The 24,124-nt window shown below is 72.0% G+C and carries 20 protein-coding genes and 1 tRNA gene; 12 read left to right on the forward strand and 9 right to left on the reverse strand.

Annotated elements, in window-relative coordinates; all coding sequences use genetic code 11:
• Positions 1 to 29 precede the first annotated feature (29 nt).
• From BR98_RS20320 to BR98_RS20335, 4 genes are all read left to right on the forward strand, one after another.
• The gene (locus BR98_RS20320) at positions 30 to 446 is read left to right on the forward strand and encodes a MerR family transcriptional regulator (protein WP_035846621.1); all 417 of its coding nucleotides are present in this window, start codon (positions 30 to 32) and stop codon (positions 444 to 446) included.
• Entirely contained in the window at positions 439 to 765 is a 327-nt protein-coding gene (gene trxA / locus BR98_RS20325; protein ID WP_035846623.1) for a thioredoxin, read from the forward strand. The genes BR98_RS20320 and trxA overlap by 8 nt, the downstream gene beginning before the upstream one ends.
• A gap of 292 nt (positions 766 to 1,057) precedes the next feature.
• Positions 1,058 to 2,464 carry an aspartate--tRNA(Asn) ligase gene (gene aspS / locus BR98_RS20330; RefSeq protein WP_083976758.1) on the forward strand — a complete coding sequence of 469 codons (1,407 nt, stop codon included), beginning with the start codon at positions 1,058 to 1,060 and terminating at the stop codon, positions 2,462 to 2,464.
• A gap of 64 nt (positions 2,465 to 2,528) precedes the next feature.
• Positions 2,529 to 3,638 (forward strand): ADP-ribosylglycohydrolase family protein, encoded by a 1,110-nt coding sequence (locus BR98_RS20335; protein WP_035846625.1) that lies wholly within the window; start codon positions 2,529 to 2,531, stop codon positions 3,636 to 3,638.
• A gap of 51 nt (positions 3,639 to 3,689) precedes the next feature.
• Here BR98_RS20335 and BR98_RS20340 read toward each other — a convergent pair whose 3' ends face one another.
• The 3 genes from BR98_RS20340 to BR98_RS20350 form a co-directional block, all read right to left on the reverse strand.
• Positions 3,690 to 3,902, reverse strand: coding sequence for a DUF397 domain-containing protein (locus tag BR98_RS20340; RefSeq protein WP_035846627.1), 213 nt, complete (start codon positions 3,900 to 3,902; stop codon positions 3,690 to 3,692).
• The gene (locus BR98_RS20345; RefSeq protein WP_063774813.1) at positions 3,877 to 4,755 is read right to left on the reverse strand and encodes a helix-turn-helix domain-containing protein; all 879 of its coding nucleotides are present in this window, start codon (positions 4,753 to 4,755) and stop codon (positions 3,877 to 3,879) included. The genes BR98_RS20340 and BR98_RS20345 overlap by 26 nt, the downstream gene beginning before the upstream one ends.
• Before the next feature lie 330 nt (positions 4,756 to 5,085).
• A complete protein-coding gene (locus tag BR98_RS20350; RefSeq protein WP_035846631.1) occupies positions 5,086 to 5,826 on the reverse strand; it encodes a GOLPH3/VPS74 family protein in 741 nt (246 codons plus the stop codon).
• Positions 5,827 to 6,127: 301 nt separating this feature from the next.
• Here BR98_RS20350 and BR98_RS20355 point away from each other — a divergent pair, with 301 nt between their 5' ends.
• A complete protein-coding gene (locus tag BR98_RS20355) occupies positions 6,128 to 8,062 on the forward strand; it encodes a D-alanyl-D-alanine carboxypeptidase family protein (RefSeq protein WP_051969971.1) in 1,935 nt (644 codons plus the stop codon).
• 72 nt (positions 8,063 to 8,134) lie between these two features.
• Here BR98_RS20355 and BR98_RS20360 read toward each other — a convergent pair whose 3' ends face one another.
• Positions 8,135 to 9,004, reverse strand: a complete 870-nt coding sequence (locus tag BR98_RS20360) for a YhjD/YihY/BrkB family envelope integrity protein (protein WP_063774814.1) — start codon at positions 9,002 to 9,004, stop codon at positions 8,135 to 8,137.
• A gap of 143 nt (positions 9,005 to 9,147) precedes the next feature.
• A complete protein-coding gene (locus tag BR98_RS20365) occupies positions 9,148 to 9,918 on the reverse strand; it encodes a polyprenol monophosphomannose synthase (RefSeq protein ID WP_035846633.1) in 771 nt (256 codons plus the stop codon).
• 333 nt (positions 9,919 to 10,251) lie between these two features.
• Here BR98_RS20365 and BR98_RS20370 point away from each other — a divergent pair, with 333 nt between their 5' ends.
• Both BR98_RS20370 and BR98_RS20375 read left to right on the forward strand, forming a co-directional pair.
• Complete coding sequence (locus BR98_RS20370; RefSeq protein WP_035846635.1) at positions 10,252 to 11,823, forward strand: APC family permease; 1,572 nt, start codon at positions 10,252 to 10,254, stop codon at positions 11,821 to 11,823.
• A gap of 30 nt (positions 11,824 to 11,853) precedes the next feature.
• The gene (locus BR98_RS20375; RefSeq protein ID WP_035846637.1) at positions 11,854 to 13,548 is read left to right on the forward strand and encodes a flavin monoamine oxidase family protein; all 1,695 of its coding nucleotides are present in this window, start codon (positions 11,854 to 11,856) and stop codon (positions 13,546 to 13,548) included.
• A 62-nt stretch (positions 13,549 to 13,610) separates the two neighbouring features.
• Here BR98_RS20375 and BR98_RS20380 read toward each other — a convergent pair whose 3' ends face one another.
• A complete protein-coding gene (locus BR98_RS20380) occupies positions 13,611 to 14,111 on the reverse strand; it encodes a DUF4188 domain-containing protein (protein WP_035853180.1) in 501 nt (166 codons plus the stop codon).
• A 106-nt stretch (positions 14,112 to 14,217) separates the two neighbouring features.
• On the opposite strand from BR98_RS20380, the gene BR98_RS20385 reads away from it, so the two are divergent.
• From BR98_RS20385 to BR98_RS20400, 4 genes are all read left to right on the forward strand, one after another.
• Entirely contained in the window at positions 14,218 to 14,859 is a 642-nt protein-coding gene (locus tag BR98_RS20385; protein ID WP_035846639.1) for a MerR family transcriptional regulator, read from the forward strand.
• Between the two features lie 120 nt (positions 14,860 to 14,979).
• A tRNA-Arg gene (locus tag BR98_RS20390) sits at positions 14,980 to 15,052 on the forward strand.
• 133 nt (positions 15,053 to 15,185) lie between these two features.
• Complete coding sequence (gene pcaB / locus BR98_RS20395) at positions 15,186 to 16,574, forward strand: 3-carboxy-cis,cis-muconate cycloisomerase (RefSeq protein ID WP_035846640.1); 1,389 nt, start codon at positions 15,186 to 15,188, stop codon at positions 16,572 to 16,574.
• Between the two features lie 172 nt (positions 16,575 to 16,746).
• The gene (locus tag BR98_RS20400) at positions 16,747 to 18,285 is read left to right on the forward strand and encodes a PucR family transcriptional regulator (protein ID WP_035846642.1); all 1,539 of its coding nucleotides are present in this window, start codon (positions 16,747 to 16,749) and stop codon (positions 18,283 to 18,285) included.
• 45 nt (positions 18,286 to 18,330) lie between these two features.
• Here the strand turns inward: BR98_RS20400 and BR98_RS20405 are convergent, their stop codons facing one another.
• The 3 genes from BR98_RS20405 to BR98_RS20415 form a co-directional block, all read right to left on the reverse strand.
• Positions 18,331 to 19,200 carry a carbon-nitrogen hydrolase family protein gene (locus BR98_RS20405; protein ID WP_035846645.1) on the reverse strand — a complete coding sequence of 290 codons (870 nt, stop codon included), beginning with the start codon at positions 19,198 to 19,200 and terminating at the stop codon, positions 18,331 to 18,333.
• Between the two features lie 176 nt (positions 19,201 to 19,376).
• Positions 19,377 to 21,545 carry a murein biosynthesis integral membrane protein MurJ gene (murJ, locus tag BR98_RS20410; protein ID WP_051969973.1) on the reverse strand — a complete coding sequence of 723 codons (2,169 nt, stop codon included), beginning with the start codon at positions 21,543 to 21,545 and terminating at the stop codon, positions 19,377 to 19,379.
• Between the two features lie 298 nt (positions 21,546 to 21,843).
• Positions 21,844 to 22,698, reverse strand: a complete 855-nt coding sequence (locus BR98_RS20415) for a phosphatase PAP2 family protein (RefSeq protein ID WP_051969974.1) — start codon at positions 22,696 to 22,698, stop codon at positions 21,844 to 21,846.
• A 419-nt stretch (positions 22,699 to 23,117) separates the two neighbouring features.
• On the opposite strand from BR98_RS20415, the gene BR98_RS20420 reads away from it, so the two are divergent.
• Positions 23,118 to 24,104: a sigma-70 family RNA polymerase sigma factor gene (locus tag BR98_RS20420; protein ID WP_035846647.1), complete on the forward strand. Its 987-nt coding sequence runs from the start codon at positions 23,118 to 23,120 to the stop codon at positions 24,102 to 24,104.
• The last annotated feature ends 20 nt before the right edge of the window (positions 24,105 to 24,124 follow it).

A 24,124-nucleotide genomic window follows, 5' to 3' on the forward strand; every position in this document is an offset into this window, starting at 1 on the left:
GTCGAACGAGCGGGCAGGAGGCCGAGGTCATGCGGATCGGGGAGCTGGCGGAGCGCGCGGGGACGACCACCCGGACGCTGCGGTACTACGAGGCGCGCGGGCTGCTGAGCGCCCGGCGCAACGGGAACGGGTACCGGGCGTACGGCGAGGAGGACCTGCAGCTGGTCCGGCAGATCCGGCTGCTGCAGGACTTCGGCTTCGAGCTGGAGGACACCCGGCCGTTCGTGGAGTGCCTGCAGGCGGGGCATCCGGCGGGGGACTCCTGCCCGGCCTCGCTGGAGGTGTACCGGCGCAAGCTGGCGGAGCTGGATGCCTGTCTGGCCCGCCTCGGCGAGGTGCGCGAGCAGGTGGCGGGGCAACTGGCCCGGGCCGAGCTGACGGCCGCGAGCGCCGGCGACCCGCGCTGTGAACTGACCGACGAGTGGAGGGGCAAGGAAGATGGCTGACAAGTTGGCAGCGGTGACCGACCAGACCTTCGCCGATGAGGTGCTCGGCAGCGAGCTCCCGGTGCTGGTGGACTTCACCGCGGACTGGTGCCCGCCGTGCCGGATGATCGCCCCGGTGCTGGAGGCGGTGGCGGCGGAGGAGGCACACCGTCTCAAGGTGGTGTCTCTGAATGTGGACACCAACCCGGAGACCCAGGCCGCGTACGGGGTGCTGTCGATGCCGACGCTGATCGTCTTCCGCAACGGTGAGCCGGTGAAGTCGATGGTCGGCGCGCGGGCCAAGGCGAAGCTGCTGCGCGAGCTGGCCGAGGTGGTCTGAGCCGACGTGGTGCGTGTACCGGGAAACCGGGTTGCGAGGGGTTCCGGGGCGTACCTATCCTCATTGATCAACGCGACGACGGAGACAAGTAGCCGCGGGTGTTCGCGAGCCGAGAGAGCCGCCGGCAGCTGTGAAGGCGGACTCGCGCCCCGTGGTGAAGACACTCTCGAGCGTTGACGCAGTGCAATGAGGCCGCCGCCCTCCAGGCGTCGGCGAAAGCGCGGTGGCACCGCGAGTCACCCTTCTCGCCCGCGCTTCCAAGGGATCAGCCGAGGTCCGTCGGAGGACAGCGATGATCCACCCCACCGAACACACCCCTGCAGCCGAACACACCCCTGCAGCTCAGCGCGTTCCGGCAGCTCAGGACAGCCCCGCAGCTCAGCACAGCCCCGCAGCCGAGCGCACCCTGGTCGCGCAGCTGGCCGAGGCGGTCGGACGGACCGTCACCGTCTGCGGCTGGGTGCAGACCTCCCGCCTGCAGAGCGTGATGCAGTTCGTCCTGGTCCGCGACCACACCGGTACCGTCCAGGTCACCCACCGCCGCGACGGCGGCGAGCTGGAGGCCGCGCTCGACGGCCTGAGCACCGAGTCGGCGGTTCGGATCACCGGCCGGGTGGTGGCGAACCCGGTGGTCAAACTGGGCGGCCTGGAGCTGCTGCCGGAGGCGGTCGAGCTGCTCGGCCGGGCCGAGGGCCCGCTGCCGATCGACGAGCAGTCGGGGCCCGAGCACCGCTCGGACTGGCGCTTCCTCGACATCCGCCGCCGGCCCGCCGCGCAGCTGCTGTTCGCCGTGCAGACCGCCTTCGAGGCGGGCCTGCGCGAGTACGCCTACGCGCACGGGTGCACCGAGCTGCACACGCCCAAGCTGATGGGCACCGCCTCCGAGTCCGGCGCCGAGGTCTTCAAGCTCGGCTACTTCGGCGGCGACGCGTACCTCGCCCAGTCGCCGCAGTTCTACAAGCAGATGGCGATCGCCTCCGGCATCGACCGGGTCTTCGAGATCGGCCCGGTCTTCCGCGCCGAGCCCTCCTTCACCTCCCGCCACGCCACCGAGTTCACCGGCGTGGACGTCGAACTGGGCTGGACCCGGGACGTCGAGGACGTGCAGGCCTTCGAGGAGGGCATGATCGCGCACGCGCTGGGCCTGGTGGCCGAGCGGTACGGCCAGTGGATCCGCGAGGAGCTCGGCGTCGAGGTAAAGGTCCCGACCACCCCGTTCCCGCGGATCACCATGGCGGACGCCCAGCAGCTGCTGCGCGCCCGCGGGTGGGACCCGGAGGGCGCCAAGGTCGACCTCGACCCCGAGGGCGAGCGGCTGCTCGCCGCCCACCTGCAGGAGCAGACGGGGCACGAGTTCGTCTTCGTCACCCACTACCCGGCGAGCATCCGGCCCTTCTACCACGCGCGCCCGGCCGACCGGCCCGACCTGACGCTCAGCTTCGACCTGCTCTGGAAGGGCCTGGAGGTCACCACCGGCGCCCAGCGTGAGCACCGCTACGAGGTGCTCACCGACCAGGCCGCGGAGAAGGGCATGTCGCTCGCCCCGCTCACCGACTACCTCAACTGCTTCCGGTACGGCTGTCCGCCGCACGGCGGCTTCGGCATGGGCCTCAGCCGGATGCTGATGGTCCTGCTGGGGCTGAGCTCGATCCGCGAGGCGGTCTTCCTGTTCCGCGGCCCGAACCGCCTGACCCCGTAGCCCCTGCGGGCCTCCACGAACTACAGTGCGAGGCGCCCCGCAGCCCACGGAAAGGCCGCTCAGCGTGATACCCCTCTGGTCGCGAACCCAGCAGCAGGACTACCGCAGCCGGGTTCGCGGCACGCTGCTCGGCGGGGCGATCGGTGACGCGCTCGGCGCCGGGATCGAGTTCGAGTCGCTGGACAAGATCCGCGCCGCGCACGGTCCGGCCGGGGTCACCGGGTACGTCCAGGCCTACGGGCGGCGCGGGGCGGTCACCGACGACACCCAGATGGTGCTGTTCACGGTGGACGGGCTGATCCGGGCCCACGTCCGTCAGGCCACCGGCGGCTGGCACCCGCCGACCGACGTGCACCACGCCTACCTGCGCTGGGCCGCCACCCAGCGCGACTGGGGGCCGGACGAGCGCCGCAAGGACCTCGGCTGGCTGGGCCGCGAGGAGTGGCTGTACGCCCAGCGGGCGCCCGGCTCGGCCTGCCTGTCCGGGCTCTCCGGACCGGACGCCGAGCGGCTCGGCACCCTGGAGGCGCCGAAGAACCCGCACTCCAAGGGCTGCGGCACGGTGATGCGGGCCGCGCCGTTCGGGCTGCTGCTCGGCTGGGAGCCCGCGCTGGTCTTCCAACTCGCCATCGAGTGTTCGGTGCTGACCCATGGTCACCCCACCGGTTACCTCTCGGCCGGGGCCTTCGCGGTGATCGTGCACACCGTGCTGCGCGGCGGCACCGTGGAGGAGGGCGTGGAGCTGGCGCTGGCCCTGCTGGCGGAGCGCCCGGGGCACGAGGAGACGGTGACGGCGCTGCGCGCGGCGCTGGCCGCGGTACGGGCCGGGGAGCCGTCGCCGGAGCGGGTGGCCGGCCTGGGGGAGGGCTGGGTGGCCGAGGAGGCGCTGGCGATCGGGGTGTACTGCGCGCTGGTGGCCGAGGACGTCCGCTCGGGATTGCTGCTGGCGGTCAACCACTCGGGGGACAGCGACTCCACCGGGACGGTCTGCGGCAGCCTGCTGGGTGCGCTGCATGGCGAGACGGCGCTGCCCGCCGAGTGGCTCGCGGAGCTGGAAGGCCGCGGCACCGTCCTGCAGTTGGCCGACGACCTGGTGCTGGAACTGAGCCACGGCGCCGAGTTGCACGGCCCGGGCGCGGGGCCCGCCTGGCGCGAGCGCTACCCGGTCGGGTAGCGGCCCTGGGAATTGTCAGACGGGCCCCAGCGCCAGACGGGCCGGGGTCGATCAGCGGGAGCCGAACGTTCCGTCGCCCGCCGCCCCGGCGAAGGCCTGCCATGCGTCGGCGGAGAAGCTCAGTCGTGGACCGGCCGGATCCTTGGAGTCGCGGACCGCGACCACGGCGGCTGTCGGAACCGCGATCTCCACGCAGTTCCCGTTCGGTCCGCTGTGGCTGCTCTTGCGCCAACTCGGTTCAACGGTCAGGGCCTTGGTGCGCATTCTCGTAAGCCTCCGCATAGGTGGTGAGCAACGACCGGGACTCGGCGACCCCGAAGGCCGCCGCTCGTAGGTGGTCGTAGAGACCGGTATAGCGGCGGACGTCGTGCTCTTTCTCGAGGTAGAGGTCGCTCGTCACTCCTTCGAAGTAGACGACTGTGGAATCGGCTGACTCCGGGAACTCCATCAGGGAGAATGTCCCGGTCATGCCGGGGTGGGCGCCGGCCTGGAACGGGATCACCTGGATGTTGACGTTGGCCTGCTCGCTGACCTCCAGCAGGCGGCGCAGCTGCGAGGCCATCACACCGGGGCCGCCGACCTCCCGGGCGAGCACGGCCTCGTCTATCACCGACCAGAAGCTGGCCAGTTGGTCGTCGCCGCTGAGCCGGTCCTGGCGCTTGAGGCGCACCTCCACCCGGCGGCGGATCGCGTCCGCGTCGGTGTCCGGCTGGGTGCCGTGCAGCACCGCCTCGGCGTACTCGCGGGTCTGCAACAGGCCCGGCACGAACGAGGACTCGTAGCTGCGGATCGAGAAGGCCTCCGCCTCCAGGCCGATGTAGACGCTGTACGGGATGTCGCCGAACTCGTTCCACCAGCCGCGCTGCTTGGACTCGCGGGCCATCTCCATCAGGCTGTCGCGCATCCGCTGGTCGTGCACGTCGTAGACGTCGCACAGGTCGCGGACATCGCGCGGGCTGATGCTGCGGCGGCCGTTCTCCAGCCGGCTGATCTTCGACTGGGAGACCATCAGGCGGTCCGCCACCTCTTCGGCGGTCATGCCCTTCTGCTCCCTCAGACGGCGCAGCTCGGCGCCGAGTCGCCTGCGGCGGACTGTGGGATTGACGCTGGCGGACACATCGACCTCCGGCGGGCCTCAGGAGTGGTGTGGGGACCTTGCGGCAGGCGTCGGTGTGCAGACCGACTTGGCCGGCCCCCGGCTCCCAGCAGCATGGCATCCCCGATCGGGTCCGCGCCAAGGAATCGGCTGACCACCGATCAACTGCGCGAAAACCCAGTGCTGATGGGGGCGGACGTGGTAGTGCGCCCGGGGAGCGCGGCGGGGCGGTCGCTCCGCTGTTTCGGAAGCGACCGCCCCGTGTGCCGGTGTGCGGTGGAGCTGTTTGACGGGTGGAGCTGCTGACGCGTGGAGCCTGTTGACTCGTGGAGCTGTTCGCCGGCGGTCGGGTCAGCGGACGCCGACCCGGCTGGGCGTCGGGGCGCCCGTCCGGCTGCGCGGGACTGAGTCGGCACCGCTGCGAGCCGCCGGTGCGCGACCGGGCGACGCGTTGCGGGCCTGCTGGACCGGAAGGCCGTTCTGCACGTCCATCACGGCGTGCGCGACCATCCCGCCGAGCGGGTCGTAGCGGATCAGGTCGCGCAAGCGCGACCGTGAGGACCGGCCTTCGTTGCCGGGGTAGAGATGCTTTCCCAGACCCACCGCATGCGCCAGGGCGGCCAGTGCGGCCGTCCGGGGATCCGGTGGTACGCCGGTGCGAATGGCTGTGTCGAGACGCTGCTTGATGGCAGCGTTCGTACAGTCGTCCGACGCCTGGTACCGAGTAGTCGGCAGGACACCGCACACCTGACCCGGAACGGCGGCGACCATGCCGCACCGCTCCAGATGCGCCAGGTAGGTCTGCCGCAGCCCCAGTCGGGGCCCGCCGATCCAATGCGCAGCACGCACCGGACTGCCACGACGGCGCAGCAGTTCCAGTGCATGGTCCAGGGTCGGATCACCGGTCGGCCGTGGCAGCACCACGGCGATCCGGTCCCCGTCCGGGACTATCCGACCGGCCAGGGACAGCTCGACGAGCTGTGCCCCGGCGAGTCCGAGGTCGAGGGTCTGCGGCTGCGCAGTGGTACCCGTGGTCGGGTCCAAGGCGAGCAGCAAGAGTTCCTCGGGAATTGTTCTACGGCTCTTGCCCATCCAAGCCTCCCCGCGTGGATGAATGACAGCGTGACGCCTCTCACACGGACTTGTCGAGTACGCCTCCGAATCGTGACCTTGGGCGGGGAACTTCGAGGAGGGCGGCCGCACGCGGGGAACCAGCGGCTGACTGGGGGACGTCTCAGCGCCTGACGGGTCGGATGACCTGAATATCCGCCGGTCGGACGGGGTGTGGCGGGCCGTGATCGGCCTACCGTGGCGGAGACTGTACAGGTGTGCGCGCGGTCGCGGGAGCCCCCGCGGCCGGTTGCGCGGGTAACGAATGAGGAGGTCGGGAGACGTGGGCGAGGCCCCGGAGAAGGTGCAGGACGGGGACCGGGAGCAGCCGGCCGGTGCCGAGGCGGTGGCGGAGGGGGAGACGGCCGCGCCGGTGGTGCGGGGCGGGTCGACCGTCCAGCTGCGCGTCCGGGATGCGGACATGATGACCACCTTCCTGCGGATGCCGGAGCCCGAGGACACCGAACCGGCCGAGCCGGTGGCGGCGGAGAAGGCGCAGACAGTGGATCCGCGTCTCGCCATCCGGGATGCGCAACTGACGGAGCGTGAGACGGCGCCGGCGCCCGAGCCCGAGCCCGCCGCCGAGTCGGAGCCCGTCGCCAAGCCCGAGCCCGCCGCGAAGCCCGTACCCGTCACCGAGCCTGCCGCCAAGCCCGTATCCGTCGCCAAGCCCGCGCCCGTCGCCGAGCCGGAGCCGGAGCCGGAGCCGGAGCCGGAGCCGGTCGCCGAGCCGGAGCCCGTGCCCGCCGCGAAGCCCGAGCCCGTGACCGTGCCCGTTGCGCAGCCCAAGCCCAAGCCCGAGCCCGAGCCCGAGCCGAAGCCGATGGCCTCCGCCACCGCGATCACCGCCGCGCTGCCCGACCGCCCCGCGACCACCCTCTCGCTGCCGGAGCCCCCCAAGGCAGCGCCCGCCTTCCCCGCACCGCAGGCCGGCCCCGAGAACACCAACGAGGCGATGGAGGTGCTCGCCGCACTCAGCGCCCGCCCGGCCTCCCCGCTGCGCCGCGCCGTCAAGCGGATCATCCTCTGGGGCGTCCTGGCCGCCCTGCTGGTCGGCATCCTGGTGGTGGCCCAGCTGCTGCGCCCGCTGCCCGAGGCCAAGCCGAAGCTCACCGCCGCCACCTCCTACACCTTCACCGGCGACCCGGTGGCGCTGCCGTTCCCGGCCAAGGGGCAGGTCGCGGTCGAGGCGGTGGGCCTGGGCAGCATGGGCAGTTCCGGTCCGGAGAACACGCCGGTGCCGATCGCCAGTGTGACCAAGGTGATGAACGCCTACCTGATCCTCAAGGCGCACCCGCTGAAGAAGGGCGAGTCCGGCCCCTCGCTCACGGTGGACAAGGCCGCCGCCCAGGAGTCCGGCGACTCCGACCAGTCCACCGCCAAGGTGATCGAGGGCCAGCAGATCAGCGAGTACGAGGCGCTGGAGATGCTGATGCTGCCCAGCGCCAACAACATCGCGCGGCTGCTGGCCCGCTGGGACTCCGGCTCCGAGGAGGCGTTCGTCAAGAAGATGAACGACCAGGCCGCCGCCCTCGGCATGGCCAACACCAGCTACACGGACGCGGCCGGCTACAGCCCCAACACCAAGAGCACCGCGAAGGACCAGCTCAAGCTGGCCGAGCAGGTGATGCAGGACGAGATCTTCAAGCAGATCGTGGCCGAGCCGGACGCCACCATCGCCGGCACCAAGATCGTCAACACCAACTACCTGCTCAACGCCAAGACCGGGGTCATCGGCACCAAGACCGGCTCCAGCACCCCGGCGCTGAGCTGTCTGATGTGGGCGGCCATCAAGGACATCGGCGGCACCAAGCAGATGCTGCTCGGCGTCACCCTGGGCCAGCCCGCCACCAGTACCGACAACATCCTCCGGGCCGCGCAGACCGTCAGCTCGAAGATCATCACGGCCGGCCAGAACGCGCTCACCGGCCGGACCCTGGCCAAGCAGGGCGAGGTGGTCGGCTACCTGGACGACGGCCTGGGCGGCCGGATTCCGCTGGTCGCGGCCAAGGACGTGACCGTGCCGGGCTTCACCGGGACCAAGGGCACCCTGACGCTGCAGCAGAGCGGCGCCCCCCTCGGGCACAGCGCCAAGGCGGGCACCCAGGTGGGCACGCTGACCGCAGGGGACGGCCCCACCCAGGTGCAGGTCCCGGTCACCCTGCAGAGGGACCTGGCCCCGCCATCCATCCTGTCCCGGCTGACCCGACTCGGCTGACCCGACTCGGCTGACCCGACTCGGCTGGCCCGACTCAGCCGACTCGGCTGGCCCGACCCGGCCGGCTGAGCGTCAATGCTCCTCGCGCGGTGGCCCGAGCACTCGGGCCACCGCCGGCTCCTCGGCCACCACGCGGCCCAGCACCAGCGCCAGCGTGACGACCGTGAAGACCATGATCAGCCAGGACAGTACGGTGAAGACCACCCCGATCGGACCGAACTGGGCCACGCTGCGGCCCACCGCCCGGGGCAGGTAGACCTGCGAGGCCACCCCGACCCCGGCCATCGACACCCCGCACAGCAGCGCGCCCGGCAGCAGCGGGTACCAGCGCACCCGGCCGCCGAGCAGCAGCCGCTGGGTCCACCACCAGAGCAGGCTGCCGATCAGGAAGGTCAGCGGCACGCCCAGCCACCAGCCGACCCCGAAGCCCTTGCGGATCGGCACCTGCAGGACCAGGTAGACCAGCCAGACCACCAGCCAGACCAACCAGCGCCAGGCCGCCACCCGGGTGCGGGCCCGGGGCAGCTGCCAGCAGCGCTCGCAGACCCGCTGCAGCGCCCGGGCCAGCGCGGTCGCCGAGAGCAGCGTGACCACCGCGCCGAGCGCGCCGAAGCTCTGTGCCTCGCTGTCGTGGTGAGCCGCCATCAACTGCTGCATCTGCTGCTGCGACGCGCCCTGCAGGCCGAGTTGCTCGCGCAGCGAGTTGGTCACGTCGGCGCGGATCGAGGCCGGGGCGATCACGGCGACCACGAAGAGGGCCGGCAGGGCGGTCAGGAAGGCCTGGGCGGCCAGCCGGCTGGCGTTGTCCAGCACGTTGACCCGCAGCAGCTCGGCGAGCGCCCGGCCGACCAGCGGCACCTGTCCGGGCAGCTGCTCGGCCCGCTCGCGCAGGTCGTCCGCCCGCGCGCGGATCCTGGACCAGCGCCCCGCACCTCGCCCCACGCCACATCCCTCCGCCGCCGCTGCCAGGTGATCACATGGTCACCTGGCCCGGACCGCGGCGCACCCCGGCGCATCACGGCGATACGCAAGGTGGCCCGCACGCGGGACGCGTGCGGGCCACCTCGGCAGCGAGTCTGCTGCGACTACTTCTTCTTGCCCTTGCCGGTCAGCTTGCCCAGCCGGGACTGGAAGCCCCAGACGGTGACCCGCCACAGCGCCTCGACCACGATGTTCTTGCTCATCTTGGACGCGCCGTGCTCACGCTCGACGAAGGTGATCGGCACCTCGGCGACCTTGAAGCCGGACTTCACGGTGCGCCAGGCCAGGTCGACCTGGAAGCAGTAGCCGGCCGAGGCGACCTGGTCCATGCCCAGACCCAGCAGGGTCTCCTTGCGGAAGGCGCGGTAACCGCCGGTGACGTCCTTCATCGGCACGCCGAGCATCAGGCGGGAGTAGGTCGAGCCGCCGCGGGAGAGGATCAGGCGGGACTTCGGCCAGTTGACCACCTTGCCGCCGGGCACCCAGCGCGAACCCATCACCAGGTCGGCGCCGCGCAGCGCGGTCAGCAGGCGGTACAGCTCCTCCGGCTGGTGCGAGCCGTCGGCGTCCATCTCGACCAGGACGTCGTAGCCGTTGTCGATGCCCCAGCGGAAACCGGCCAGGTAGGCCGCCCCAAGGCCTTCCTTGCCCTTGCGGTGCATGACGTGGACGTTGCCGTCCTTCTCGGCGATCTTGTCGGCCATCTCGCCGGTGCCGTCCGGGCTGTTGTCGTCCGCGACCAGGACGTGCACCTCGGGGACGGCAGCCCGGACCCGGGAGACGATCCGTTCGACGTTCTCGGCCTCGTTGTAGGTCGGAATGATGACCAGCACCTTGCCGAGATCGGCGAAGGAGTGCTCCTGGGGCGCAGTCACGTACGAGCCTTTCGGGTTGGAGCCGCGTCCACCGTGGACTGCGGGGTTCATTACCACTGCCGATGGTAGCGACCCCGAACGGCAGCCTGTTACCCAGCCCGCGTCCGGGGCAGGGTACCGGATCGTTCGGCACGGGCCTCGGAGGCACCCCGGAGCGGGCCGGATCTCACCCCCGTTTCCCGGCGGTTTCCCGGTGGTGACCTGGCCGGGAAAACCCGAACACTCCGTCAGCTCAGGAGGGCAAACACCTGACTAGTTGTTGCTTGCGAGGGTGGTTCCCCGGACAAGATGCTGACGATCCATCGGCGCACGCCAACACCGAAGGAGCCACGCATGTCAGCAGAGACGGTAGGAGAGGGCACCGCAGGGGGCGCCGGGGGTGAGGTCAACCGGCTGAAGGCGAACTCGGTGGGCCTGGTCGGCGTGGTCTTCATGGCCATCGCCACCGCCGCGCCGATCACCGCGATGACCGGGAACCTGCCGATCATCGTCGGCTCCGGCAACGGCCTCGGCGCCCCCGCCGCGTACATCTTCGCCACCGTGGTGCTCACCGTCTTCTCGGTCGGCTATGTCGCGATGGCCCGGCACATCACCGCCGCCGGTGCCTTCTACGGCTTCATCTCGCACGGCCTGGGCCGGGTGCTGGGGATGGCCTCCGGACTGCTGGCGGTGCTCGCCTACATCGTCTTCGAGGCCTCGATCATCGGGTTCTTCGCCTACTCGCTGAAGGGCCTGGTCTCCTCCCAACTGGGCCTGGACCTGGCCTGGGGCTGGTACGCGGTGCTCGGGCTGCTGGTGATCGCGGTGCTCGCCTTCTTCGACATCCACCTCACCGCCAAGGTGCTGGGCGTCGCGCTGGTGCTGGAGATCACCGTGCTCGGCGCGGCCTCGATCGCGGTCGCGCTCAGCGGCGGCGGCCCGGACGGCATCCCGCTGGCGGCGATCAACCCGGTCAACGCCTTCAAGGGGGTCAGCGGCTCCGGCACGGCGGCGGCCGGCCTCGGCCTCTTCTTCGCCTTCTGGTCCTGGGTCGGCTTCGAGTCCACCGCGATGTACGGCGAGGAGTCCCGCGACCCGAAGCGGGTGGTGCCCCGGGCCACCCTGATCTCGGTGGTCGGCGTCGGCCTGTTCTACGTCTTCGTCTCCTGGATGATCATCTCCGGCAACGGGGTGGAGAACGCCATCCACATCGCCAGCGGCCTGGTGCCCGGCAAGGACGGCAACAACCTGTTCTTCGACCCGCTGGGCGCGCACTTCGGCGCCTGGGCGGTCAAGGTCTTCCAGTGGCTGGTGGTCACCGGCTCCTTCGCCTGCGCGATGGCCTTCCACCAGTGCGCGGCCCGCTACCTCTACGCGATCGGCCGGGAGGGCTTCATCCACCCCGCGCTCGGCCGCACCCACCCCGAGCACGGCTCCCCGGTGGTCGCCTCCGCCGTCCAGTCGGTGATCGCGCTGGCGCTGGTGATCGGCTTCCTGGCGGCCGGCATGGACCCGTACGTCCACCTCTACAGCCTGCTGGCGCTGCTGGGCACGATGGCGATCCTGATCGTCCAGACGCTCTGCTCGTTCGCCGTGATCGGCTACTTCCACAAGCAGGGCAAGCACCCCGAGACCAAGCACTGGTTCCGCACCTTCACCGCGCCGCTGGTCGGCGGGATCTCGATGGCCTGCGTGGTGGTGCTGCTGGTGCTGAACATGGACACCGCGGCCGGCCCCGCCGCCGCCACCCTGCTGTTCAAGCTGATCCCGTACCTGGTGATCGGCACCTTCCTGGGCGGTATCGCCCTCGCGCTCTACATGAAGAACCGCAGCCCTGAGCGGTATGCCCGGATGGGCCGGATCATCCTCGAGGACGCGGCCGAGCGCCCCGTCGTCGAGCCCGTGCCCGCTGCCGCGCAGAGCTGACCAACCCGAACCGCGGAAGGACCCACCCGCATGCCCCGTACCAACCCGCTGCACGCCCTGCGCAAGCTCGCCGCCGAACACGCGGCCGCCGAGCGGTTGCGGCTGCCCGTCGGCGAACTGCGCGAGCTGCGCGCGGAGGCCGCCGCCGCTCCCGGCGGCCTCGGCCGACGCGAGCTGCTGCGTGCCGCCACCCTGTCCGGCGTCACGCTGGCGGCCGCCGGCCCGCTGGCGCTCGGCGGCGCCGGCCGGGCCCAGGCGGCCACCGCGGCGGGTGTCGCCGGTGCCAAGGCGCCGGCGGCGCGCAGGAGCGCCCGGGTGGTGATCGTCGGTGCGGGCATCGCGGGTCTGAACGCCGCACTGACCCTCGCCGACGCCGGTGTGGCCAGTACCGTCTACGAGGCCAACCCGGACCGGATCGGCGGCCGGATGTACTCGCAGCGGTCGTACTGGGACAACGGCCAGACCAGCGAGATCGGCGGCGAGCTGATCGACACCGACCACGTCACCCTGCTCGCCCTCTGCAAGCGCTTCGGGCTGCCGCTGGTCGACTTCGCGGCTTCCGGCCCGGCTGGCGCCCGCGAGGTGCTCTGGTTCGACGGCCGCTACTACCCGCGCGAGCAGGCCGACCTGGACTTCGCCCCGGTCTGGCGCCGGCTGCAGGCCGACGTCGCCGCCGCGGGTGACGTCTCCTGGGACTCCAGCACCGCGGCCGGGCGGGCCTTCGACGCGATGACGGTCCGTCAGTGGATCGAGTCCCGGGTGCCCGGCGGGATGCGCTCCCAGCTCGGTCGCTGGCTGGACGTCGGCTACAACGTCGAGTACGGCGCCGACACCACCGCGCAGTCGGCGCTGTCGATCATCCAGCAGCTCGGCGGCCAGAGCGACCCCGCGCACTTCAACCTCTGGGGCGCCAGCGACGAGCGCTACCACGTGGTCGGCGGCAACGACCAGGTGCCGCACGCGATAGCCGACGCCCTGCCGGCCGGCACCGTCCGGCTCGGGCACGAGCTGCTGGCCGTGCGGGCCAACAACGACGGCACCCAGACGCTGACCTTCTCGGTCGGCGGCACGCTGAAGACGGTCACCGCCGACCACACGGTGCTCGCGGTGCCGCTGGCCGTCATGCAGCGGCTGGACCTCGGCAGGGCCGGCTTCGACAACCGGATGACCAACCTGCTGCGGGACTACCGGATGGGCGCCTGCACCAAGCTCAACATGCAGTTCCGGCACCGCACCTGGCTGGGCCGGGGCCCGTGGCCCGGCGTCTCGGCCGGTGACCTGTTCAGTGACCTGGACCTGCAGCAGACCTGGGACACCACCAAGCCGCAGGCCGGCACCTCCGGCATCCTGCTGCAGTACGGCGGCGGCTCGCTGGCCCGCTCGCTCACCCCGGCCGGGCCGTTCAACACCGCCCAGCAGGACCCCTACGTGCGGTCCCTGGTGGGCAGGGTGCTGGGCCACGTCGACCAGGCCTACCCCGGCACCTGCTCCGAGTGGAACGGAAAGGCCCAGCTGTCCGCCTGGCACCGCAACCCGTACTCGCTCGGCGCGTACTCCTACTACCCGGTCAACTACTGGCACCGCTACCTCGGCTACGAGGCCACCCGGCAGGGCAACATCCACCTCAGCGGTGAGCACACCTCGGTGAATTTCCCCGGCTTCATGGACGGCGGCGCCGAGACCGGCGAGCGGGCCGCCAAGGAGGTGCTGGCCGACCTGGCCTGACGCCTACTCGGCCGGTCTGACGCCTACTCGGCCGGCCCAGGCTCAACCGGCCGGCCTGACGCTCACTCAGCCGCCGCCCGCGACCGGTCCATCCGCTCGCGGGCGGTGGCGCCGCGCCGCTCGACCGGCAGCACGCCGGTCGCGGCGGCCAGTCCGTACGGCGGCATGTCCCCGTAGATCGACTCGTAGTTGCCGGGTGGGACGACGTACGTCTCGTGCCAGATCCCCACGTGCTGACGGGACTTGTGCTCGAAGCGGTTGATCAGCGCCCAGCCCTTGCGGTGCAGTTTCTCGGGCGCGGCGGCGTACTCGAGCAGCTTCTCCTTGGACTCCCAGTACTGCACCACGTAGTAGGTCCGCGGCGAGCCGCTGAGCAGCTGGTACCCCAGTAGCCCGCTCTGCGGGTCACGGCGCAGCTCGCGCAGCATCCGGGGCATCGCGAGGAACACCGGCAGCCACTGGTGCGGCGCCCGGAAGTGGTTGATCCGCATCCCGATGAGGAAGACCACGACCTCCCCCTCGGCGGCGGCGGTGGTGCGCCCGGGAATCGGCTTGGCGAACAAGGCAGCCCCCTGGTGACCGAAGGCGGAGCGGGGTCCGCCCATGATTGGATAGTCACGCTCTTCAATGAAGGGGATAGTGGCACTATTCAATGAGAGGCACAAGAGGATGCGCCTGGCCGATCTGAGCGAGCGGAGCCAGGTCTCCATCGCCACGATCAAGTACTACCTGCGTGAGGGCCTGCTCCCGCCGGGCCGCCGGATCAACGCCACCCAGGCCGAGTACGACGAGTCGCACCTGCGTCGGCTGCGCCTGGTGCGCGCGATGATCCAGGTCGGACGGATCCCGGTGGCCACCGTCCGCGAGGTGCTGGCCCACGTCGACGACGAATCCCTCGGCCGCACCATCCGGCTGGGCGCCGCCCTCTGGGCGCTGCCCCGGGCCGCAGAGCTGGCGCAGGACGACCCCGACGTCACCGCCGCCCGCCGGCAGGTCGACCTGATGCTCGAGCAGCTCGGCTGGACCGACGCCGCCGAACTCGGCGAACTCTCCCCGATCTACCGCGAACTGGTCGCCTCGGTCGCCTCCCTGGCCCGGCTCGGCTACCCGCTGGAAGCCGAGGACCTCGTCCCCTACGCCGAGCAGATGGCCGAGACCGCCGCCCTCGACCTGGACCGGATGGAACGCCAGCCCACCCCCGTCGAACAGGTCGAGATCGCCGTCGCCTCCGCGGTCCTCTTCGAACCCGTGCTGCTCTCGCTGCGCCGCCTCGCCCAGGAACAGGAAGCCACCCGCCGCTTCGGCCTCTGAACCCGGACCACGGACCCCTGAACCCGGCCTCTGGCCCCCCAACCGCCTCGCCACCGCACAGAGCCCCCGCAGAGCATCCGCTACTCTGTAGGCTGTCAGTCGGCTGGTTCCGCCAGCCCCGCCCCAGTAGCTCAGGGGATAGAGCACAGCTCTCCTAAAGCTGGTGTCGCAGGTTCGAATCCTGCCTGGGGCACACCATCTGGCCAGTGGAAGGCCCCGGACCGATCTCGGTCCGGGGCCTTCCGCGTGCCCGCCGTGACACGCGCCAACTCGGTTACGCTGGACGGAACTGACGCCGACTCGACCGACCGTTCGGAGAATCCGGAATGACCGAGCCCGCCCTGCCCGCCGCCGACCTGGACAGTGGACTGCTCTCCCCGGTCCGGGCCGGGACACCGGTGGAGGCGGTCACCGGCGACCGGGCCTGGCTGCAGGCGATGCTGGACGCCGAGGCGGGCCTGGCCCGGGCGCAGGCCCGGCTCGGGACGGTGCCGGCGGCCGCTGCCGAGACCATCACCCGGGCGGCGCGTGCCGAACGGCTCGACCTGGTGGCGCTGGCCCGGCAGGGCCGGGAGGCGGCCAACCCGGTGGTCGGACTGGTCCGGGCGCTGACCGCGGTGGTGGCGGCCGAGGACGCGGCGGCCGCCGAGTACGTGCACCGCGGCTCGACCAGCCAGGACGTGCTGGACACCGGGGCGATGCTGGTCGCGCAGCGGGCGATCCGGGTGATCCTGCCGGACCTGGACCGGACGGTGACGGCCCTGACCGCGCTCGCCGCCACGCACCGCGACACCACCATGGCCGGGCGCACCCTGGCGCTGCACGCCGTGCCGACCACCTTCGGCGTCAAGGCGGCCGGCTGGCTCGAGCTGGTCCGCACCGCGCGCACCCGACTGGCCGCGCTGGCGGACGCCCTGCCGGTCGAACTCGGTGGCGCCGCCGGGACCTTGGCCGGCTACCTGGAGTACGCCGAGGACGCCGGACCGGACTACGGCCGCCGGCTGACCGCCGTGTACGCCGAAGAGGTCGGCCTGGCCGTGCCCACGCTGCCCTGGCACGCGCTGCGCACCCCGATCGCCGACCTCGGCGCGGCCTGCGCGCTGCTCACCGGAGCTCTCGGCAAGATCGCGGCGGACGTGCAGGTGCTGGTCCGCACCGAGGTCGGCGAGTTGGCCGAGCCGGCCGTCACCGGCCGCGGGCGCTCCTCGGCGATGCCGCACAAGCGAAACCCGGTGCTGGCCACGCTGATTCGCTCCGCCGCGCTCCAAGTGCCGGTGCTGGCAGCCGGACTGGCGCAGTGCATGGTGGCCGAGGACGAACGCTCGGCCGGGGTCTGGCACGCGGAGTGGCAACTGCTGCGCGAGTGCCTGCGGTTGGCCGGCGGCGCGGCGCACCTGGCGGCGGAGCTGGCGGAGGGGCTGGAGGTCCGTCCCGAACGGATGCGGGAGAACCTGGACCTCACCGGCGGGCAGCTGGTCTCCGAGCGGATCGCCGCGGTGCTGGCGCCGCTGCTCGGCCGCGGCACCGCGCAGGAGCTGCTGAACCAGGCCTCCACCCGGGCCGCCACCGAGGGCCGCCCGCTCGGGGCGGTGCTGGGTGAGCTGCCCGAGATCCGCGCGAAGCTGACCGAGCAGGCCCTCGCCGAGCTCCTCGACCCGGCCAACTACACGGGGGCGGCGGGCGAACTGGTGGACGGCGTGATCAAGGGGCACTGAGACCGACCGCCCCCATGGCCGGTCGGTCCAAAGATCGTCAGGCCGTGCCGTGAGACAGGGTACGGACGTGTCGCCATGGCATTTACGATGCTTCTGCACCTGAATCCCTGGCTGCTAAGAGGGCCGGCCGGGTGCGGCGCCAAGTATGGCGCTCAGCACGGAGGAGTGTCGGATGATCGTCGGAGATCTCCTGCAGGTCCCGGACCTGCCCCTGGGACTGGCCTGGGGACCGCCCGAGCTGCTGGAGCGCGAGGTCACCGGAGTCACCTCCACCGACCTGCAGGACCCGGCCCGCTACCTGCAACCGGGCGAACTGGTGCTCTCCGGACTGGTCTGGTGGCAGCCCGACCACCCCGGCGCCCGGGCCCTCGCCCTGCGCTTCGCCACCTCGCTGCGCAGCGCCGGCGTGGCCGCGCTGCTGGCCGGCGAGGGCACCCACGGCGAGGTGCCGCCCAGCCTGGTGGAGGCCTGCCGGGTGCACGGCATCCCGTTGCTCTCGGTCCCCGCCGGGGTCAGCTTCCGGGCCGTGACCGACCGGATCTACCTGCGGCTCTGGGGTGACCTGCGATCGGCGGCGGCGGGCACCGCGGCCGTCCCCGAGGGCGCCCGCCGGGAGCTGGTCGAGCTGATGTACTCGGGCGCACCGGCCGCCGTGGTGCTGGACCGCGCGGTCTCCCGACTCGGCTGCGGCCCCTGCTCCCTGGTCGCCGCCTCCGGCCGCACCATCGCCACCTCCGCCGACGCGCCCGACCCGGACCCGGAGACGGTCAGACGCGCACTGGAGAACGGCGTCGCGCTGCCGATCGGCGAGGGCGGCGACACCCCGTTCGACGGCTGGTACCTCTACCCGCACGCCGCCGAGCCGGGCCAGGCCGCCGTGCTGCACGGGCTCGCCGACGTGCTGGCCACGCTGTGGACCCGCACCCGCGGCGAGGCCGCCGAACGCCGCCGGGCGGCCGGCCGACTGGCCGCGCTGCTCACCGGTGCGGCCCCGGTGCACAGCACCGAGCTGGCCGAGGCGCTCGCCTCCTGCGAGCTGCCGCCGGACGCCCCACTGGTCCCGCTGACCGCCCGGATCGACGGCGTGGACCTGGCCTGGGCCGCCGACGCGCTGGCCGAGGCGCTGCGCTCGGCCAGCGCCGACGCCTTCGCGGTCGGCGCCGACGAGAACGGCCGGGCCGTCGCGGTCGCCGCCTGCGACGACCCGGTCCGGCTGACCGAGGGGCTGCGCGAGGTCTGGCACCGGCTGCAGGCCCGACTGCCCGACCGCCACCTGCTGCGGGCCGGTGTCGGCCCGCGCGCCGTCCGTCCCACCGTCGAGCTGGTCGCCGGACTGCGCCAGGCCCGGTACGCGCTGGACGCGGCGGCCGTGGCCGCACCGCGCGGCGCCACCGTCGGGACCAGCACCGAGCTGGACTCGCTGGCGGCCCTGGTGCGCGGCATCCCGCCCGAGGTCGCGGACGCCTTCCGCCGCCGGCTGCTCGACCCGCTGACCGAGCACGACCGGATCGCCGGCGGAGCGCTGCTGGCGACCCTGGTCGCCTTCCTGGACCACGACTGCTCCTGGGCCCGGACGGCGGCGGCCCTGCACGTGCACGTGAACACCGTCCACTACCGGGTGCGACGGATCGAGGAGCTCACCGAGCGCGACCTGGGCCGCCTGGACGACCGCCTGGACCTGCGCGCGGCGCTGCTCTGCGGGGTGGACTGATCCGCGGTCCGGACTGACGGTCCGTCAGTCCGGACCCGGGTCGGCTCAGCTCAGCTTGGCCCGGGTGCGCGGCCCGGCGGCGATCCGGGCGTCGCGTCCGGCGATCTCGCCCAGCATCGTCAGCTCGGCCCGCACCGCGCCCAGCACCGCCGGGTCGAGCTCGGCCGTGGCCAGCCCGGCCCCGGCCTCACCGGCGTCCGCCAGCAGCCCGCCGTCCGGTCCCCAGACCGCACTGCCGCCACAGGTGTCCCAGCCGCCGGTGGCCCCCACATGGTTGGCCAGCAGCACGTACATGGTGTTGTCCAACGCCCGGGCCGGGAACCAGACGGCCCGCTGCCGCCGGCCGCCACCGGTACCGAAGAGCGCGCCGACCAGGTAGGCGTGGCAGCCGTCCAGTGCCGCCGCGCGGGCGTGCTCGGGGAAGCCGGAGTCGTAGCAGACGCCCAGGCCGAGCCGCCAGCCGTCCAGCTCCAGCGTGCAGCCGGCCGCACCCGGGGCGAAGACCTCGGGCTCCGCCCCGAACTGGTGCTGCTTGTCGTACCGGGCCACCGGCTCGCCGTCCGAGCCGAAGACCAGCGCCGAGATCCGCAGCACCCCGTCGCCGTCCCGGGTGGCCGCGCCGAGCACAGCGGCCGTTCCCGCCGCACGGCAGGCAGCGGCGATCGGCGCGAGCCGGGGGTCGTCCTCGGTCACCGTGAAGCGGATCGGGTCGGAGGCGATCAGCTCTGGCTCGTAACCGGTCAGGAACTTCTCGGCGAAGACGACCAGCCGTACGCCGTCGGCGCCGGCCTGGGCGACCAGCTCGGCGGCCCGGGCTGCGTTGGCCTCGACGTCACCGGGGACGACGGGCGCCTGCGCGGCGGCGATCCGCAGGGTGTTGGTGGGCAGGGCGAAGCGATCTTGAGGGACGGTCATGTCCGCCCAGGCTAGTGCCTCTCTCATGGGTCTTGCCGGATCAGCGCGCGGCGTTGGGCGCCCGGCTGAGCGTGCCGGCGGAGCGTCCTCGTACTGGGTCGTACTTGGGCGTTTCGCCGGTGCGTTCAGGCGGGATGCCCGGCGTCGCGCGCCCGGCAAGATCCATGAGAGAGGCACTAGTGTCGGCGCCGCCGACCGCCGGGCTCGGGGGTGGCGGGGTAGGGGATCCGCAGCTTGCGGGCGAGCGGGGCGACGGTGGAGGCGACGCCGAGCGGCTTCGCGAGCACGAAGAGCGAGGCGAGGACGAGCAGCGAGCCGAGGCCGAGGCCGAAGACGCTGCCGATGAGCTTGCCCAGGGCGCTCGCACCGAACAGCCCGCCCACCGCTGCGGCCAGGAAGTGGCCCACCAACGCGCCCGGCAGGCAGGCAAGCAGCAGGCCGAAGTGCAGCCCGAAGACCCGGCGGCCGTCCAGTCCACTGGTCAGCGGGTTGCGCATGGCGGCCCGCAGCACCCGGGCCCGGGCCTCCGGGTCCTCCGGCGCGGCCGGCAGCGAGCTCAGGCGCTTGGACAGCGCCAGGCCGGTGACCAGCATGGAGACCACGCAGGCCACGCTCTGCGCGGCCGCCATGCCGACCACGATCCAGCGGTCGCTGAGCACCAGGAAGGCGAGGTAGGAGAGCGCCACATTGGTACCGGAGGCGATCACGGTCAGCCAGAACGGCGTTCGGGCGTCGCCCATCGCGTAGAAGCCGCGGGCCAGCCCGTACTGGGCGCAGAAGAACGGCAGACCGAAGGCGAAGGCCAGCAGCGACGCGGCGGTCAGCGGGAGGCCGTCGCCCTGGGTGGCGTGGCCGTAGCCGTAGGCGGCCTGGGTGATCTGACCGGCGAAGGCGATGAACAGCACAGTCGCCGGGATGATCATCGCAGCGGAGTTGCGCAGCACCGAGGCCAGGTCGGAGCCGATCTTGGGCAGGTTGCCCTCGGTGGCGGCCCGGGACATCTGCGGCAGGATCGCGGTCACCAGCGAGATGGTGATGACGCCCTGCGGCACCACGAAGAGCTGGTAGGCGTTGGCGTAGGCGATGTTGGCACTGTCGTTGTGCACGCTGGTGGTCAGCGCGGTGATCACGGTGAACGCGACCTGGGTCACCACCACCAGCAGCAGCGCCCAGGTGGCCGCCCGCAGCGGCTGGCCGAGCCCGGCGCCGCGCCAGTCGAAGCGCGGCCGGAAGCGGAACTTGGCCGCCTTCAGCGAGGGCAGCAGACCCAGCGCCTGGACCACCACGCCCAGCGTGGTGCCGACGCCGAGCAGCATGGTCTGACCGGAGGTGACCTTGCCGAGCTCGGCCGCCTGGCCGCCCACCGCCATGTAGAGCCCGAACACCGCGATCGCCACGACGTTGTTGAGCGCGGGCGCCCACATCATCGCGCCGAACCTGCCGCGCGCGTTGAGCACCTGTCCCAGCAGCGTGAAGAAGCCGTAGAAGAGGATCTCCGGCAGCAGGTACCGGGCCAGCGTGATGGCCAGGTCGCGTTTCACCCCGGTCCAGGTCGGCCCGTAGATGCTGATCAGCATCGGTGCGGCGAGCACCGCGACCAGGGTCAGCGCCACCAGCGCCACCCCGCACAGGGTCAGCAGCCGGTCGGTGTACGCGACGCCGCCGTCCTTGTGGGTCTTGGCGGCCTTCACCAGCTCGGGCACGAAGACCGAGCTGAGCGCACCGCCGATGAGCATCACGAAGACGATGTTCGGCAGCGTGTTGGCGACGTTGAAGACGCCGGCCAACTGGCTGGAGCCGAGCGCGGCGACCAGCATCGCGCTGCGCACGAAGCCCAGCCCGCGCGAGGCCAGGGTCCCGATCGCCATGATCAGCCCGTTGCGCCCGGCGGCCGCCTCCTCCGACGGCTCCGCGTTCGCGGACTCGCGCTGCGGGGGCACCGCCGTGGGCGGCGCCGTCGGCGGGGCGGGGTAGTCCTGGGCGGGGATCGGGCGCAGCGTCATAGTCGGCGGGTCGCCGTACGGCTGCGGCATGCCGTAGTCGGAGGGCAGGCCGTACGGCTGGGAGGGCTGGGAGGCCTGCTGCTCACCGGGGTACGGCTGGTAGGGCTGCTGGCCGTTCCACGGCTGCCCGCTCGACTGCTGCCCGGCCGACTGCTGTCCGTTCCACGGCTGACCGGCGGCCTGCCCGTACGGGTCCGGCTGTTGCTGCTGCTGCCCGTACTGGTACGCCGGGTGCTGCTCCTGCGGCTGCTGTCCCGGTTGCGGCGGCACCGGCTGCGCCGACCCGTACGACTCGGGCGGACCGTACGAACCGTACGGTTCGCCCGCCGTGTGCGTGGTCATCGGACCCCCGTCGCTCGGTTTGCCTTGGCAGGTGCTGCTACTGCGGGGCTGCCGCAGTGCGGGCGCTGCTCGGTTCCCCGAGCCGGGCATAGGTATACCCAGCCGAAGCAGTCTGCCCTACTCGGGCACTTGGTGGGGAGTCCTGTGCCATCTGGTGGTGATCTCCGACGGGCGAACCGGTGCCAATCGGGGCAGGTGGGATGCCCGGAAAGGCGCGGCCTGCCGCGCAGTTCGCCGCCCGCACGGGAGCGGGAGCGACTGCCGGCCGCCGGCTGCCGAACCACCCGTGTGAGCTATCTCACTGATCGTCAGCTGCCTGGTCCTGCCGGTACCCATCCTCCTGCTCGTCTTCCCGTTCCTCCTCCTGCTCGAGGTCCGGCAGTTCCGGGAACGGCACGACAGGAGCCAGGACGCTCTGCACCCGTGGTCTGGTTCGCCAGTTCACCCGTCGGACGTCCCGGGAGAGCGCGCCGGGCCGCCACAGCTCCACCGCCACCGTCGTGCCGCCGAGCACCGCGACCGCGAGGATCCAGCCACCCAGCACGTCGCTGGGCCAGTGCACGCCGAGCGCGAGTCGGGTGAAGCCGACCAGCACCGTGCTCAGCCCGGCCAGCGTGCAGCAGACGATCCGCACCGGCCGGTCGGCCCGCGGCCAGACCAGTGCCACCAGGGTGGCGGCGGTGATCGCGGCGGCCATCGCGTGGCCGGAGGGGAAGGCCGGGTCGGTGGCGTGGGCGACCGGATCCGGCCAGCTGGGCCGGGGGCGGTCCACGGCGGCCTTCACCGCCCACTGGACGCCCCAGCCCACCAGTGCCTGGGCGGCGGTCCAGCCGGCCAGGGTGCGGGCGCCGATCGCCCAGAGCCAGCCGGCGGCCAGGGCCAGCAGACTGCGCATGACCAGCGGGCCGCCGAGCATGGTGGTGGTCTGCATCGAGGCGGTGAAGGCGGGGTGCCGGCGGGCGAAGTCGTGCAGGCCCTCGGCCCAGCCGTGGTCCCAGCCGGCCAATGGGGCCCAGTCGTTCTCCAGCAGGCCCAGCAGCACCCCGAGTGCGACCAGCGCCGCCAGGGCGATCACCGCGTAGCGCGGCAGCCGGGTGTGCAGCGGCTGCCGCCGGTCCAGGACGCGGTGGTCGGGGGTACTGGTCAGGTGCATGGCTGTCACCTTCCCAGGCGGGTGATTCGATCCGATGGGTGAGCGATCGCGATTTGGCATCTTTTGTGCGGACGTGATGCGGGGATCAATCGCGACTCGCGGGGCGTTGAGCTGATGACGCGGACACCGCGAGCGCGCTGTGCGGACATCTCGTTTGACCGGTGCACGCCGTGTACACAAGCGGTCGCAGACCGTCCAAAGTCCGGGTGAAAGTTGGCAGGATACTGCATCGCCCGAAGAATCTGAGCGACTTGGGAATGTTGTCCGGTTTCTGCTCGTTGGATTGTTACGTGCGAGGCCCCCGGGGTCCCGCACCGCAAGGAGGCGTGTCGCCGCTTCGGCCCGTTTGCCGAGGCCGGGGACTCGTTCCGACCAGACCGGCGAGCCCCGACCCGGGCATCACCAGCAAGGGAGCAAGCATGGCCACCCGTGCCGTCGTTCGCGACAGGGCCGACCGGACTCGTACGGCCCGCCCGACCAACCTCGAGGCCGACCGCGACCTGGTCGGCATGTACCTCGACGAGATCGCCAGGACTCCCCTCCTCGATGCCGCCGAGGAGGTTGAGCTGTCGCTGCGCATCGAAGCCGGCGTCTACGCCCAGCACCTGCTGGAGGAGGCCGACGACGCCGGGGCCCCGCTGCCCGAGGGCGCCACCCGCGAGGAGTTGGAGGCGATAGCCGCCGACGCCGAGCGGGCCAAGGACGTCTTCATCCGTTCCAACCTGCGGCTGGTCGTGGCCGTGGCCCGCCGCTACCCGCGCAGCGGCCTGCCCCTGCTCGACCTGATCCAGGAGGGCAACGCCGGCCTGGTCCGCGCCGTCGAGAAGTTCGACTACGCCAAGGGCTTCAAGTTCTCGACCTACGCGACCTGGTGGATCCGTCAGGCGATCACCCGCTCGATCGCCGACCAGTCCCGCACCATCCGGCTGCCCGTCCACCTGGTGGAGGAGCTCGGCCGGATCCGGCGGGTCCAGCGCGAGAAGTCCAAGGAGCTGGGCCGCGAGGCCGACCCCGCCGAGGTGGCCGCCGAACTGGACACCACCGAGGCCCGGGTGAAGGACGTCCTGGACTGGGCGCGTGACCCGGTCAGCCTCAACATGGCGGTGGACGACGAGGGCGAGACCCAGTTCGGCGACCTGGTCGAGGACACCGGCGCCGTCTCGCCGGAGGACGCCGTGATGGTCATGCTGCGCCGCGAGGAGCTGGACGACTTGATCGGCCGCCTGGACGACCGCACCGCATCGATCATCCGCTCCCGGTACGGGATGGAGGACGGCCGCGAGCGCACCCTGACCGAGGTCGGCAAGCAGCACGGGCTGACTCGTGAGCGGATCCGGCAGATCGAGAAGCACGCGCTGGCCGAACTGAAGAAGATCGCGGGGCACGCGGGGTTCGAGGCCGCGTGACACCTGCGGGGGCCCGGGTA

The sequence above is a fragment of the Kitasatospora azatica KCTC 9699 genome (assembly GCF_000744785.1).
GTDB classification, from domain to species: domain Bacteria; phylum Actinomycetota; class Actinomycetes; order Streptomycetales; family Streptomycetaceae; genus Kitasatospora; species Kitasatospora azatica.

Bases quoted from the DNA above. Each gene is read 5' to 3' on its own strand.
- BR98_RS20320 (WP_035846621.1), top strand. From the start codon at position 30: ATGCGGATCGGGGAGCTGGCGGAGCGCGCGGGGACGACCACCCGGACG.
- trxA (WP_035846623.1), top strand. From the start codon at position 439: ATGGCTGACAAGTTGGCAGCGGTGACCGACCAGACCTTCGCCGATGAG.
- aspS (WP_083976758.1), top strand. From the start codon at position 1,058: ATGATCCACCCCACCGAACACACCCCTGCAGCCGAACACACCCCTGCA.
- BR98_RS20340 (WP_035846627.1), bottom strand. From the start codon at position 3,902: ATGCGCACCAAGGCCCTGACCGTTGAACCGAGTTGGCGCAAGAGCAGC.
- BR98_RS20350 (WP_035846631.1), bottom strand. From the start codon at position 5,826: ATGGGCAAGAGCCGTAGAACAATTCCCGAGGAACTCTTGCTGCTCGCC.
- BR98_RS20370 (WP_035846635.1), top strand. From the start codon at position 10,252: ATGTCAGCAGAGACGGTAGGAGAGGGCACCGCAGGGGGCGCCGGGGGT.
- BR98_RS20375 (WP_035846637.1), top strand. From the start codon at position 11,854: ATGCCCCGTACCAACCCGCTGCACGCCCTGCGCAAGCTCGCCGCCGAA.
- BR98_RS20385 (WP_035846639.1), top strand. From the start codon at position 14,218: ATGCGCCTGGCCGATCTGAGCGAGCGGAGCCAGGTCTCCATCGCCACG.
- pcaB (WP_035846640.1), top strand. From the start codon at position 15,186: ATGACCGAGCCCGCCCTGCCCGCCGCCGACCTGGACAGTGGACTGCTC.
- BR98_RS20400 (WP_035846642.1), top strand. From the start codon at position 16,747: ATGATCGTCGGAGATCTCCTGCAGGTCCCGGACCTGCCCCTGGGACTG.
- BR98_RS20405 (WP_035846645.1), bottom strand. From the start codon at position 19,200: ATGACCGTCCCTCAAGATCGCTTCGCCCTGCCCACCAACACCCTGCGG.
- murJ (WP_051969973.1), bottom strand. From the start codon at position 21,545: ATGACCACGCACACGGCGGGCGAACCGTACGGTTCGTACGGTCCGCCC.
- BR98_RS20415 (WP_051969974.1), bottom strand. From the start codon at position 22,698: ATGCACCTGACCAGTACCCCCGACCACCGCGTCCTGGACCGGCGGCAG.
- BR98_RS20420 (WP_035846647.1), top strand. From the start codon at position 23,118: ATGGCCACCCGTGCCGTCGTTCGCGACAGGGCCGACCGGACTCGTACG.